10 protein-coding genes are annotated in these 13,938 nt (G+C 70.9%); 4 read left to right on the top strand and 6 right to left on the bottom strand.

Annotated features, from left to right (window positions below; all coding sequences use genetic code 11):
* Positions 1-6: 6 nt before the first annotated feature.
* The 4 genes from AC3ERT_RS11660 (at position 7) to AC3ERT_RS11645 (ending at position 6,847) form a co-directional block, all read left to right on the top strand.
* Positions 7-3,906, top strand: a complete 3,900-nt coding sequence (locus AC3ERT_RS11660; RefSeq protein WP_335978282.1) for a DNA-directed RNA polymerase subunit beta' — start codon at positions 7-9, stop codon at positions 3,904-3,906.
* A gap of 181 nt (positions 3,907-4,087) precedes the next feature.
* Positions 4,088-5,665, top strand: a complete 1,578-nt coding sequence (locus tag AC3ERT_RS11655) for an MFS transporter (RefSeq protein ID WP_335978280.1) — start codon at positions 4,088-4,090, stop codon at positions 5,663-5,665.
* Between the two features lie 11 nt (positions 5,666-5,676).
* Positions 5,677-6,282, top strand: a complete 606-nt coding sequence (locus tag AC3ERT_RS11650) for a TetR/AcrR family transcriptional regulator (protein WP_435173895.1) — start codon at positions 5,677-5,679, stop codon at positions 6,280-6,282.
* A 79-nt stretch (positions 6,283-6,361) separates the two neighbouring features.
* Positions 6,362-6,847, top strand: a complete 486-nt coding sequence (locus AC3ERT_RS11645) for a DUF1707 and DUF4190 domain-containing protein (protein ID WP_435173894.1) — start codon at positions 6,362-6,364, stop codon at positions 6,845-6,847.
* Between the two features lie 72 nt (positions 6,848-6,919).
* Here the strand turns inward: AC3ERT_RS11645 and AC3ERT_RS11640 are convergent, their stop codons facing one another.
* The 6 genes from AC3ERT_RS11640 to AC3ERT_RS11615 form a co-directional block, all read right to left on the bottom strand.
* Entirely contained in the window at positions 6,920-7,864 is a 945-nt protein-coding gene (locus AC3ERT_RS11640; RefSeq protein WP_435173892.1) for a M48 family metalloprotease, read from the bottom strand.
* A gap of 273 nt (positions 7,865-8,137) precedes the next feature.
* Positions 8,138-8,629 (bottom strand): Pycsar system effector family protein, encoded by a 492-nt coding sequence (locus tag AC3ERT_RS11635; protein WP_335978271.1) that lies wholly within the window; start codon positions 8,627-8,629, stop codon positions 8,138-8,140.
* A complete protein-coding gene (locus AC3ERT_RS11630; RefSeq protein WP_435125177.1) occupies positions 8,626-9,726 on the bottom strand; it encodes a PE-PGRS family protein in 1,101 nt (366 codons plus the stop codon). Before AC3ERT_RS11630 ends, AC3ERT_RS11635 begins: the two co-directional genes overlap by 4 nt.
* Positions 9,727-9,824: 98 nt before the next feature.
* Positions 9,825-11,933 (bottom strand): hypothetical protein, encoded by a 2,109-nt coding sequence (locus AC3ERT_RS11625; protein WP_435125175.1) that lies wholly within the window; start codon positions 11,931-11,933, stop codon positions 9,825-9,827.
* Positions 11,930-12,790: a hypothetical protein gene (locus tag AC3ERT_RS11620; RefSeq protein ID WP_435125172.1), complete on the bottom strand. Its 861-nt coding sequence runs from the start codon at positions 12,788-12,790 to the stop codon at positions 11,930-11,932. The genes AC3ERT_RS11625 and AC3ERT_RS11620 overlap by 4 nt, the downstream gene beginning before the upstream one ends.
* A gap of 132 nt (positions 12,791-12,922) precedes the next feature.
* Positions 12,923-13,657 carry a Crp/Fnr family transcriptional regulator gene (locus AC3ERT_RS11615; protein WP_335978263.1) on the bottom strand — a complete coding sequence of 245 codons (735 nt, stop codon included), beginning with the start codon at positions 13,655-13,657 and terminating at the stop codon, positions 12,923-12,925.
* Positions 13,658-13,938: the final 281 nt, after the last annotated feature.

Below are 13,938 nucleotides of genomic sequence, written 5' to 3'. Positions count from 1 at the left end.
GACACAGTGCTCGACGTCAACTTCTTCGACGAGCTGCGGATCGGCCTGGCCACCGCGGACGACATCCGGACCTGGTCGCACGGCGAGGTCAAGAAGCCCGAGACCATCAACTACCGCACCCTCAAGCCGGAAAAGGACGGGCTCTTCTGCGAGAAGATCTTCGGCCCCACCCGGGACTGGGAGTGCTACTGCGGCAAGTACAAGCGTGTCCGCTTCAAGGGCATCATCTGCGAGCGCTGCGGCGTCGAGGTCACCCGCGCCAAGGTGCGGCGTGAGCGGATGGGCCACATCGAGCTGGCCGCCCCGGTCACCCACATCTGGTACTTCAAGGGCGTGCCCTCGCGCCTGGGGTACCTGCTCGACCTCGCCCCGAAGGACCTGGAGAAGGTCATCTACTTCGCGGCGTACATGATCACCTGGGTGGACGACGAGCGCCGCACCCGCGACCTGCCCTCCCTGGAGGCCCAGGTCTCCGTGGAGCGCCAGCAGGTCGAGCAGCGCCGCGACGCCGATGTCGAGGCCCGGCAGAAGAAGCTGGAGGCCGACCTCGGCGAGCTGGAGAACGAGGGCGCCAAGGCCGACGTCCGCCGCAAGGTGCGCGAGGGCGCCGAGCGCGAGATGAAGCAGCTGCGCGACCGCGCCCAGCGCGAGCTGGACCGGCTCGACGAGGTGTGGGCCCGCTTCAAGAACCTCAAGGTCCAGGACCTGGAGGGCGACGAGCTGCTCTACCGCGAGCTGCGCGACCGCTTCGGCACGTACTTCCAGGGCTCGATGGGTGCCGCGGCGCTGCAGAAGCGCCTGGAGTCCTTCGACCTGGAGGAGGAGGCCGAGCGCCTCCGCGAGATCATCCGCACCGGCAAGGGCCAGAAGAAGACCCGCGCCCTGAAGCGGCTCAAGGTGGTCTCCGCGTTCCTCCAGACCACCAACAAGCCCGGCGGCATGGTGCTGGACTGCGTCCCGGTGATCCCGCCGGACCTGCGTCCGATGGTCCAGCTCGACGGTGGCCGCTTCGCCACCTCCGACCTGAACGACCTGTACCGCCGCGTGATCAACCGCAACAACCGCCTGAAGCGCCTGCTCGACCTCGGTGCGCCCGAGATCATCGTGAACAACGAGAAGCGGATGCTCCAGGAGGCCGTCGACGCGCTCTTCGACAACGGCCGCCGCGGCCGCCCGGTGACGGGCCCCGGCAACCGTCCGCTGAAGTCGCTCTCCGACATGCTCAAGGGCAAGCAGGGCCGGTTCCGCCAGAACCTGCTCGGCAAGCGCGTGGACTACTCCGCCCGCTCGGTGATCGTCGTCGGCCCGCAGCTCAAGCTGCACCAGTGCGGCCTGCCCAAGGCCATGGCGCTGGAGCTCTTCAAGCCGTTCGTGATGAAGCGCCTGGTGGACCTCAACCACGCGCAGAACATCAAGTCGGCCAAGCGCATGGTCGAGCGCGGCCGCACGGTCGTGTACGACGTGCTGGAAGAGGTCATCGCCGAGCACCCGGTGCTGCTCAACCGCGCGCCGACCCTGCACCGGCTGGGCATCCAGGCGTTCGAGCCGCAGCTCGTCGAGGGCAAGGCCATCCAGATCCACCCGCTGGTCTGCACCGCGTTCAACGCGGACTTCGACGGCGACCAGATGGCCGTGCACCTGCCGCTGTCCGCGGAGGCGCAGGCCGAGGCCCGCATCCTGATGCTGTCCTCGAACAACATCCTCAAGCCCGCCGACGGCCGCCCGGTCACCATGCCGACCCAGGACATGGTGCTCGGCCTGTTCTTCCTGACCACGGACTCCGAGGAGCGCGAGGTCATCGGCGAGGGCCGGGCGTTCGGCGCGACCGCCGAGGCGATCATGGCCTTCGACGCGCGCGAGCTGTCCATGCAGGCCAAGGTGGACATCCGCTTCCCGGTGGGCACCGTCCCGCCGCGCGGCTGGACCCCGCCGGAGCCGGTGGAGGGCGAGGAGCCGTACCAGGTCGGTGACAGCTTCCGGCTGCGCACCACCCTGGGCCGGGCGCTCTTCAACGAGCTGCTGCCCGAGGACTACCCGTTCGTGGACTACGCGGTCGGCAAGAAGCAGCTCTCCGAGATCGTCAACGACCTCGCCGAGCGGTACCCGAAGGTGATCGTGGCGGCGACGCTCGACAACCTGAAGGCGGCCGGCTTCCACTGGGCGACTCGTTCGGGCGTCACCGTGGCCGTCACCGACATCGTGGTGCCCGAGGCGAAGAAGGGCCTGATCGCCTCCTACGAGGCGCTCGACGAGAAGGTCCAGAAGCAGTACGAGCGCGGCCTGATCACCAAGCAGGAGCGCTCGGACGAGCTGATCAACATCTGGACCAAGGCGACCAACGAGGTCGCCCAGGCGATGAACGCCAACTTCCCGAAGACCAACCCGATCTTCATGATGGTCGACTCGGGTGCCCGCGGAAACATGATGCAGATGCGTCAGATCGCGGGTATGCGCGGCCTGGTGTCGAACGCCAAGAACGAGACGATCCCGCGTCCGATCAAGGCGTCCTTCCGCGAGGGCCTGTCCGTGCTGGAGTACTTCATCTCCACCCACGGTGCCCGTAAGGGTCTGGCCGACACCGCGCTGCGCACCGCCGACTCGGGTTACCTGACCCGTCGTCTGGTGGACGTCTCGCAGGACGTGATCATCCGCGAGGAGGACTGCGGCACCGACCGCGGTCTGAAGCTGCGGATCGCCGAGCGCGCCGAGGACGGTTCGCTGCGCAAGGCCGAGGACGTCGAGACCAGCGTGTACGCGCGGATGCTCGCCGAGGACGTCGTGGTGGACGGCAAGGTCATCGCCCCCGCCAACGTCGACCTGGGCGACGTCCTCATCGACCAGCTGCTGCGGCACGGCGTCGAGGAGGTCAAGACCCGCTCGATCCTCACCTGCGAGTCGGCGGTGGGCACCTGCGCCTACTGCTACGGGCGTTCGCTGGCCACCGGCAAGCTGGTGGACATCGGCGAGGCGGTCGGCATCATCGCCGCCCAGTCGATCGGTGAGCCCGGCACCCAGCTGACGATGCGTACCTTCCACACCGGTGGTGTGGCCGGTGACGACATCACGCAGGGTCTGCCGCGTGTGGTCGAGCTCTTCGAGGCGCGCGTGCCCAAGGGTGTCGCGCCGATCTCCGAGGCGGCCGGCCGGGTCCGGATCGAGGAGACCGAGAAGACCAAGAAGATCATCGTCACCCCGGACGACGGTGCCGACGAGATCGCCTACCCGATCTCCAAGCGCGTCAAGCTCCAGGTCGGCGAGGGCGACCACGTCGAGGTGGGCCAGAAGCTCACCTACGGCGCGACCAACCCGCACGACGTGCTGCGCATCCTCGGCCAGCGCCAGGTCCAGATCCACCTGGTGCAGGAAGTGCAGAAGGTCTACAACTCGCAGGGCGTGTCGATCCACGACAAGCACATCGAGATCATCATCCGGCAGATGCTGCGCCGGGTGACGATCATCGAGTCCGGCGACGCGGAGCTGCTGCCGGGCGAGCTGGTCGAGCGCGGCCGGTTCGAGACCGAGAACCGCCGCGTGGTCTCCGAGGGCGGTCACCCGGCCTCGGGCCGCCCGCAGCTGATGGGTATCACCAAGGCCTCGCTGGCCACCGAGTCCTGGCTGTCGGCCGCCTCCTTCCAGGAGACGACCCGGGTGCTGACGGACGCGGCGATCCACGCGAAGTCGGACTCGCTGCTGGGTCTGAAGGAGAACGTCATCATCGGCAAGCTCATCCCGGCCGGTACGGGCCTGTCCCGCTACCGCAACATCCGGGTGGAGCCGACCGAGGAGGCCAAGGCCGCGATGTACTCGGCCGTCGGCTACGACGACATCGACTACAGCCCGTTCGGCACCGGCTCCGGCCAGGCGGTGCCGCTGGAGGACTACGACTACGGCCCGTACAACGGCTGAGGCGTGGGCCTGACGGCCTGAGCGGTCATGGAGGGCGGCCGCCCCGGGGTTCCGGGGCGGCCGCCCTTTCGCGTGCGCGCCCGGGGCCGCCCGCCCGGCCCCGTTCGGGGCCGAGATAGTTGCGTGATACCGTTATCTCCAGTTGTCATCATCTGATGACATCACCGGGTGACATCGCCCGGTGACATCCGAACCCGGGGAGAGCGGCGGCACCGTGTCCAGCAGCGCACACATAACAGGCGGGGCCACCGGCCCCGGGGCCCTACCGAGCGGGCTGCGGCTGCGGCTGCTCGGGCCGACCCTGATCATCGTCGGCTCGCTGATGTCGGTCGTCTCCAGCCTGGGCGCCCCGCTGATCCCCACCATCGCCGACGCCGACGGGGTCTCGCTGAGCACCGCGGAGTGGCTGCTGACCATCACGCTGATGACCGGCGCCCTCGCCACCCCGCTGATGGGCCGGCTCTCCGACGGGCCCCGGCAGCGCGACGTGATCCTCGCCGCGCTCGGCTCGGTGGTCGCCGGCTGCGTGGTCGCCGCCCTGTCCAACGGCTTCGCGATGCTGATCGTCGGGCGCGGCCTGCAAGGGGTCGGCCTCGGACTGCTGCCGGTGGCGATGGCCGTCGCCCGGCGCAACCTCACCCCCGAGAAGTCACGGCAGGCGATCGCCACGCTCTCGGTGACCGCCGCGATCGGCGCCGGCCTCGGCTACCCGGTCACCGCGCTGATCGCCGAGACCTTCGACTACCGGGGCGCGTACTGGTTCGGCGCGATCACCGTCGGCGCCGCCTTCCTGCTCGCCGCGTTCGTGCTGCCCGGCCGGGCGGACGTCCCCTCGCGGCGGTTCGACACGGTGGGCGCGACCCTGATCAGCCTGGTCGTCGTCGGGCTCTCGGTGGCGCTCAGCGAAGCCGGCGGCTGGGGGTGGACCTCGGCCCGCACCCTGGGCATCTTCGCCGCCAGCCTGGTGCTGCTCGCGGCCTGGATTCCGTACGAGCTGCGCACCACCGACCCGCTGATCGACCTGCGCCAGGTGAAGAACCGCTCGGTGCTCACCGCCGACACCGGCGGCTTCCTGATCAGCGTGGCGATGTACCTGCTGCTGCCGGTGGTGGTCGAGTTCGTCCAGGTCCCGACGGACCGGGGCTACGGCTTCGGCGCCTCGCTCGTCGTCTCCGGCCTGGTGCTGATGCCCTACGCGGCGGCGAACTTCGTGGCCAGCCGCTTTCTCGGGATCTACGAGCGGCGGTTCGGCACCCGCAGCATGATCCCGCTGGGCTCGCTGATCTTCGCCTTCGGCACCGGCTTCTTCGCGCTGGAGCACTCCCACCTGTGGGAGGCGTTCGTGGTCACCGGGATCGCCGGCTTCGGGATGGGCTTCACCTACGCGGCGATGCCCGGCTTCATCGTGCGCGCGGTGCCGGCCAGTGAGACCGGCAGCGCGACCGGCTTCTACCAGGTGCTGCGCAGCATCGGCCTGACGCTGGGCAGCGCGCTGTCGGCCGCGGTGCTGATGGCGCACACTCCGGCGGGCAGCGCCCTGCCGAAGGTGTCCGGCTTCGAGACGGCACTGCTCTTCGCGTCGGCGCTGGCCGTGGCCACGGCCGTGATCAGCTTCGTGCTGCCCGGGCTGGGCGGCGGCAGCCGGGTGCGGGCGAAGGCCGAGGAGGCCGCGGCGGTCGTCCCTATGATGGAGGAGGAGGCCGAACTCGCCGGCTCCGGCTTCATGACCGTCGACGACCGGGCTTCGGACACCCGCTGAGGAGGACCACGGTGGGCGTCGCGCAGACGGGGCCCGGGCGCCCCCGCGATGCGGCCGCCAGCAGGCAGGCACTGCTGCGGGCCGCCCAGGAGCTGTTCGGGCAGAAGGGCTTCGAGCGGACCACGATCCGGGAGATCGGCGAACGCGCGGGCGTGGACGCCGCGTTGATCGCCCGCTACTTCGGCAACAAGGCGGAGCTGTATGTCGCCGCGGTGGTCGCCGAGGACGCCGCGGTCAGCGGGCCGGCCGAGTTCAGCGGGCTGGCGCAGATCGCGGAGACCCTGGTCCGGCGGTCTGACGAGCGCGGACCCGGGCCCATCATGCAGGCCCTGATCCGGTCCGACACCTCGCCGGAGATCCGGGTGGCCGCCCGCGACCGCCTCGCCCGCCGCGTCGTGGAGCCCTTGGCCGAGGACATCGCCGGCCAGCACGTCGACCGGCCCCGGCTGCGCGCGGAGATCGCGGTCTCCGCGCTCTACGGCATCACCCTCAGCCGCTCGCTCGGCTGGTTCGAGGACATCCGGTCCGTCCCCCGCGCCGAACTGGCTGCCCTGGTCACCGAGGTCCTCACCCACCTCACCGCGACGCCACCCGGCACCGACGGCGAACAGGCGTAGCCGCGCCGCTGTGTCACAACTTCTCGACACCGCACGGCAGTCGCGGCTGATCGGCGCCTGCCGGGGCATGCATCAACGCATGCTGGCGAGCGACGGGGACCGTGAGCGCGCGGTGGACATCCTCAAGGAGGCGTACACCCAGGGCCGGTTGCGGCCCGAGGAGTACGACGAGCGGGTCGGCCGGGCCTACCAGGCCCGCACCTACGACGACCTCGACCGGATCACCGCGGACATCCCCCACCCCGCCGCGCCGCCCTACCCGCTGCCGCCCTTCCCCCCGGCGCCCCCGCCCCCAGCCCCGGTCTTCGTCGCCGCGGTCCGGCGCACCAACACCGCGGCCACCGCCTCCCTCGTCTGCGGCGTCCTGGCCGCCTTCACCCTGGGCGCCACCGCGATCCCGGCGGTCATCTGCGGGCACGTCGCCAAGACCCAGATCCGCCGCACCGGCGAGTCCGGCGACGGCCAGGCCACCGCCGGCCTGGTCCTCGGCTACGCCTGCCTCGCCGTCATCACCGCCTTCATCGCCCTGGTCGCCGCCTTCATCGCCACCGCCCCGGGCCCCTGAGGCCCCTCGACACATCGGACCGCACCGGGAGCGCCGGGCCGCCGCCCCCCTCCTGCGGCTGCCCGGCGCCGTTCATCGGGCCGGCTCCAGGTAAGGCCGCAGGTGGTGGAGCCGGGTGTGGTAGTCCGGGTGAGAGGAAAGCAGCTTGCCGGGCAGGCCGCCGTGCGCCGTCGCGGCCGTAGTGCCGTGCGCTGTCAGCGCGAGACCCGCGGTGCGGGGGTCGGCCCACTGCTGCGACTGCATGACGTGCAGGACCTGGGCGAGCATCGGCGCGAAGCCCAGGGCGGCCGCGTGCCGGTCCGCCCGCAGCTCGGCTCGGCGACTGACGGCGGCCAGCAGGTACGGCGCAGCCAGGAGCGGTACGACGACGAACCAGTACGCGAGCGCGAGCGCTGCCACCGCACCGACCACCGCGATCAGCAGGAGGAAGGTGAGACAACTGCTGAACCGTCGGCAGAAGCGGGTCACGGCGCGGACCACGGCCCACGCCAGCCGTCCGGGGGCCGCGTACCAGGAGCCGAGCAGGGACGACCAGGCGTGACCGTCGGTGTGATGGCCGAGTTCGTGCGCCAGCACAGCGGCGAGCTGGTCCTCGGGCAGGGTGAGCGCGAAGCGCGTGATTCCGACGATGTGGCCCGCTGCCGAAAGGGCGTTGAGGTCGTCGCTGTCCTCGACCCAGAGCCGGTAGGCGCGCCCTTCCACACCGGCCCGCGCGGTCACCTTCCGCCACTGCGGCTCCAGGCGGGCCGACTCCCACGGGGTCGGGTAGCGCAGTCGCAGCAGGTAGCGGGCGATGAAGTCCTCGGATGGCGGGTGGAAGGCGAAAGCCCCCGAGGCGAGCCAGGCCACCACGACGACCCAGCCCTCGTGGGGGAGCACCGCCTGCGCGAGACCGGCGACGAGAACCAGGCTGACCACGAAGCTCGGCAGGTAGAACACCAACTGGCCGATCGCGGTGGCGTCCAGCCCGCGCTGCCGTTTGGCGATGTGCACCCGGCCCGGCGCATCGCCCGTCATCCGTTGCCGTGGAAACGGTGCCGAGTCCTGCGCAGGAGGGGGAGGAGGTGCGGTCTTGGTGGGGCCCGGCGCGGGGCGCGGCGGTCCGCCGCCGGGGTAGTCCGGCGGTACCGATCGGGAGGAGGTGGGGTATCGCGGTGGTGCCGGCTCCGCGGCGGTGGGGTACTGCGGCGGGACCTTGGCCGGGCCGCGGCTGTCGGCCGGGCCCTCGCCGGCAGCGTCGGACGGGGTGGTCATGCGGTTATGCCTTCCGGTGGGGCGTCGTGGGCGTCGTCAGCTCAGGAGCAGGGCGCTGGGTAGCAGTACCGCGCCCGCGGCGTAGGCGATCAGCCCTACGCGTATCCAGGCGTGCTTGGTGCCGACGATGCGGCTCGTGGCGGAGAGCGCGTCGATCAGACCCGCGTTCGGGGCGGCGTCGGTGTCCGCCAGCGCGCGGGCCAGCACGTCCTGGGCGACGGCACGCCGGATGTCGTCGAAGTAGGTCAGTGGGCGGCCGAGGGTCCAGAAGGCCCTGCCGTACCGGGGGGCGATCGCAAGGAGAAGGGACAGCAGACAGCCGCCGAGTGAGGCGACACCGGCCCACCACACGCATTGGGCCGCGGTCGGGAGACGTTCCGGCGTCCAGCCGTGTGCGGCGAGCAGCGCGCCGACCAGACCCGCCGTCATGCTCAACGCACCGAGCAGCACAGACGCCTTGTTGTCAGCGTGCGCGATCTCCGCGCGCAGCTCCGCGAGTAATCGGTGGCCGGCGACGGACGCGGTCACGGCTCGTCCGTCTTCGGCGGGGTCGGACCGTCGGGCGGTTCGTCCTGGGACCCGGCCCACGGCAGGGTGCCCGGTGCGGGAGAAACCCAGGTGGCGCCCGGCAGGTTGCGGGTGAACATGTCCTCGAAGAACTTGAGCGACTGCTTGGTCACGCCCTCACGTTGGTACTCCTCCAGACTCGGGCCTTTCAGAACCTCCATGGCGACCTGAGCCTGGCTCTGGATGAGGGCGATCTGGTCCTTGCGCAGGTTCTCCATCACCAGGCGGGAGTCCTCCGGGTGCTGGGCGAGGTGGAACGCCCAGGACGCCACACCCTCCTGTTCGAGGTAGTACTGGTAGTACTTGATCTTCTCGGCTTCCAGGCTCTGGCGTTCGATCTCGCCGCGTGCCTTGAGCATCGCCAGGTCGTGTTCCTGCTCGGCCTGAGCCGTCATGCGGTCCGCCTGGAGCCGGTCCTCACGCATGGCGAGCGCGTGCGAGACGCTGAGCTGCTCGTCGGCGTAGCGCTTCTGCCGAAGGCCACGCTGGTGCTCCAGGGCTTCGTCGTCCACGTGCAGGCGCAGGACCGAGTGCACCCGCAGTCCGGTCTCGCCGCCGAGCGGTCCCGCTGTCTCGACCGCGCGCCGCACAGCTTCCTCCGCGGCCGAGGCGCGGTCCACCGCGAACAGCCGGGTGTGCGGGCGGGCGAGTTCCTCGACCCGGCGGGTCAGCAGTGCCGGCACATCGCGTTCGCCACTGGAGACGAACAGGTCAGGACGGACGACCTGCCAGCTCAGCTCGGCTTCCGCCGTGAAGTGAAAGGCGTCGTTGTCGCTCGGCAGGCGCAGCGACGTCGCGCAGCGGTGAACACCGATGTCGACCTCGTACACGGCGGAGTACCGCTTCGTCGCCAGGTCCGAGCGGCTCGGCCGACGCGGCGGCATGAAGACGTCGTAGCCGCCCTTGCTGGTGGTGAACACCAGGGCGTCGTCGATCCGGGTGTACAGCTTGCGGTACTCGAAGCGCGCGAGCTGGCGCACCCGCAGCACGGGGTCGGGCACGTCGCTGTGCCGGTCGGCGCCCTGGTCCCAGTCCGGCGGGCGGGAGAAGTCCGCCATGGTCGTCACTCCAATTGGTCGCGGGGTGGATGGGGAGGTGCTGCGCTCTTTCCGCACGCGTGGATCGTGGTGCGGACATCTCGTGCGGATGAGCCGGCCTACAGTGCGGCGAGCAGCCGGCCGGCCGCCTGCGGCGGCTGTTCGCCGGGCGAGGACGGCAGGGTGCGCAGCAGATGGCTGAGACGTTTGCGGTCGTCGGCGGTCACCGCGATCGACGGCAGCAGGCACAGGAGGGCGGACTCGACGGTGGGGTCGGTGTCCGCCTGCCGCACCCACCGGCGAAGCGCCTGCAAGGCGCCCCCGGTGTGTTCCAGGTCGCCGAGAACCGCTCGCCACAGCGCCGCCAGGTGCCGGTCGTCCGCGGTACCGCTCGACGCTGCCGCTGCGGCGTGCCAGCGCAGCAGCAACAGGTTGTCGTCCGTGTGCTCGCAGGCCAGGACGAACGCACGGAGCACCACACGTCGGACCGGCGGCTTGTCGTGGACCAGGCCGGCCAGATCGGACAGTACCTGGCTGCGGGCCTCGGCGGCGGGCCCCGTGAGCAGCAGCGCCATGGACTCGGCGATCGGGCCGGCGGCCTCGTCATCGCCCTCGGCCCGGGCGGCGTCGCTCAGTGCTTCCACCGCTGCTTCCGGCATCTCCGCGCCGACGAGCCCGTATGCCCGGATCGCCGTCCAGCGCAGCCACTTGTCCGGCTGCGACGGATCGCACCAGGCGCGCAGGATGCTGGGGATGTTCGGAGCGCCCAATCCATGTGCAAGTGCAAGCGTGTTGGCGGCGACCAGGCAGCGGCGGTACCGCTTGGCACCGGCCCAGCCCTGTACGACGAGCGCCATGGCCGAGGGCAGGTCGGCGTATGTCAGCACCGCCGCGGTCGCCGCCGCACGGGTGCGGACCAGCGGCCGGCCGTCGTCGGCGAGTCGACGCAGCCAGCGGATCAGCGCGGGCCGGGCCGAGGGATAGCCGGTCCACACCTCGCGCAGCATGACCAGAGCGGCCAGCGGCTCACAGAAGCGGGCCTTGTACTGGCGGACCTCGCCCCACTCGGTGTACTCGACCTCCTCGTACCCCTGCGCGCGGGCCAGTTGCAGCCGCTTGTCGATGGAGGTGCCGAAGACCGGGATCACCGGTCGGACCGCGGGGTGCTCGGTCTGCTGGAGGGCGGCGTACAGCTCGTCGCTCAGCTCGGCGGCCAGGGCGTACGGGGCCTCGTTGAAGGCGGCGAGGGCGATCAGGAACGCCTTGTCCCGCAGCGGCGTCTCCTCGTCGCCGAACCACTCCTGTACCTGGTCGGTCACGGCCGCAGCCTGGAACGAGCCGAGCTTCTGCTCGGTCAACTCGCCCCGGGCGTAGGCCGCCAGCGCCTCCGCGAACCTCGCGGCCTCGCGAAGCTGGTGGTGGGCGTGGGCGACGAACTCCCGGACCGGCGCCATCCCGAGCAGCAACCGCTCGCGCTGAGCGTCACCGACCCGTCGGGCCAGATGGGACCGCAGGACGGCATCGGGCGCCGGCGGCTTCCACTCCGTGGGCCGTACGCCGGACAGCGACGCGGCCAGACCCACGGTGACGACGAGGTAGGCGTTCTCCTCCGTCAGCTTCTCCCGCAGGCCCAGGAGGTCGATGTCCCGCAGCGGATGGTCCCGGTCGGTGATCAGGTCGCAGATCAGGTAGCCGCGGGCGCCTGCGCCGAGTTCGTCCTTCAGCGCCGTGGGGCGGGTTTTCGGGTCGAGTTCGCGCACCGGAGCCGCGCCCAACGTGTGCAGCAACATGAGCGCGGCGCTGCGGCGGCCGGTGTAGGGAGCGCCGGACAGCACCAGCACACGGTCTTCGCGCAACCGGGCCAGGGCGGTGTCGACACGGTCGGCGTCCGCGACGAAGACCTCGGCCAGCTCGGCCAGTTCGGCGGGCGGGAGCAGCCCCGAGGTGTGGGTGGCGGACCCGTACCGGAAGTGGTTCTCCACCTTGCTGCCCATGATCAGGTCGCCGTGCACCCGGCCGCCGGACATTCCGATCTGGTCGCCCGCGGTCAGTCCTCCGCCGAACGCGCTCGGGGCGTGGAAGTACAGCTCGCGGCGGGCGACCCAGGGGTCCTGGGGGAGGTCGTCCTCGATCTCCTGTTGTTCCTCGCCGGCTTCCTGCCCGTCGGCCGAAGCGTCCTCCGCCTGCTGCTCCTCGGTCTGGTCCTGCCGACCGTCCGGGTCGCTCATCGGTGATCACCTTCCGGGTCCCGCCGGATGCCGCCCATGATCACGTCGCCGGTGACCTGGCCACCGCTCACCCCGATCTGGTCGCCCGCGACCTGACTGCCGCCAAAGGTCTGGGAGCCGCCGTTGAAGGTGAACTGGACGCTTCGGCCGGCAGCGTCCTGCGGGCGTGCCGTGCCCTGCGCAGGCGCCGGCACCGGCTCGGTCGAAGGCGTGGGACCCTCCGCCGCGCCGCCGGCGTCGACCGGTGCGCTGTGACGGCTCCCGGGCATGTCGGGCACCGGTCCGTGCAGCCAGGCGGTCAGCCGGTCCTCCTTCACCGCCACGGCGACCCGGTGGAACTCCTCCTTGTCCAGACCGCGGTGGCCGTGCCGGACCACGCCCTCGTAGACGGACGTCGACACGCACAACACGCAGTCGGCTGACTCCCGCTGCTGGAGCGCCGCGCGCAGTACGTCGGCGTCGAGCAGCCGGCACGCCTGGTTGAGGTCGTGTCCGACAAGGCCGCCGACCGTGCTGCCCTGCGGGTCGTGCGCGACCTCACCGGCCGCCAGGACGACGCGCAGCCGCATCTGGGTGCTGCTGGCGGCGAAGCGGTTGTACGCGTGAAGCGCGTCCGGCGTGGTCGTCAGCAGCGCGCGGAGCAACCGGGCTTTCGAGACGTCGCCGCTGATGAGGATGATCAGCCCGTCGCCGCGGTCCTCGCGGTACTGCTGGGTGCGCTCCACACCGGCCGCGGCGAGGCTGTCCTCCACGACGGTGTCGAGACCCCGCCGTAGGAACGCCTGCTCCACGTCGTCGCGCCGGCTGAAGCGCTCGATGTCGAAGAGCAGGATGGTGCGGTTCACTGGTTCCGTCATGGCCGCCTCTCAAGGACTCATCCGTGCCGCCTGACTCTCCCGCACCGCACTGACAATCGGGAGGGCCGCTGGCACAGACGGTCTGTGACCGAATGCACACAACGGGGTGCCGCTGCGCGGCAGTCCCGACCGCTACTCGCCGCGCCCGATCCGGCGCAGCTGCTCCGGCCGCACGATGACCAGGCTGCGACGGCTGGTACGGACGATGTCCCGTTCGCGAAGTTCCTTCAGCAGCCGCGCGACTGCTTCCCGCGAGGCCCCCACCGACCCGGCCAGGTCGTGCTGGCTCAGCCCGGTGGTGAGCCGCAGTCCCTCGGGCACCTGCGTGCCGTGGGTACGGGCCAGTTCCAGCAGGAGGATGGCTAGCCGTTCCCGTACGCCGAGCGCGCCGAACTCCACCCGTCGGCGGTCGCTGGCCCGGGTGCGGTCAGCCGTGAGCCCCAGGAGTTTCAGCGCGGTGGCAGGAGAGGAGGCCAACTGGGCCAGAAACCGTTCGCGTTCGATGGCCACGGCCTTGACCGCCTCCAACGCGGTCACCGTCGCCGAGCGCGGCCGCCCGCTGACCGCGGACGCCTCCCCGACGATGTCGCCCGGGCCGCGGAGCGCGAGCAGTGCCTCGTATCCGTTGACCGCGGAGTGCGTGACCTTGGTCCAGCCGCTGAGGATCAGCAGGACATGCGCGGGAGGCTCGTCCTGGTAGACGAGGGTCGCTCGTGGCGGGTAGACCAGCGGACGGCCGAGGGCGAGCAAGGCGACCCGGTCGTCGTGTTCCAGACGCGCGAGGAAGGGAATCCGGTCGTCCAGCGTGTTCGGCGGTTCGGGCCGGCCGGGCGGGCCGCTTCGATCGGTGGCACCAGTGACCGTCATGAGCGAAGCTCCCCCTCGATTCGCTGCGGTACGAGGCCGCATCACCTTAGTGCAGCGGCCCGCCGAGGGGGCCGGAACGGCCGCGCCGACCATGCGGTGCCAGCCACCCGTCCACGGGTCAAGGGGCCCGGCGCATTTGTTTTGACCGTAGCCGATGCGGTAGGTACGCTCTCATCTGTGCCTGGGGTGTGCCCGGGTCCTTGTGCGTGCCGTGTGACCGGACGAGGACATCGAGGCCGCGGCGCCCGACCATACGCGCTTTCCGATCTTCTGGACGCGGA

The sequence above is a fragment of the Actinacidiphila sp. bgisy145 genome (genome assembly GCF_057708125.1).
Note: the sequence above shows the minus strand (reverse complement) of the source record. Positions and strands in the feature narration are given on the sequence as shown.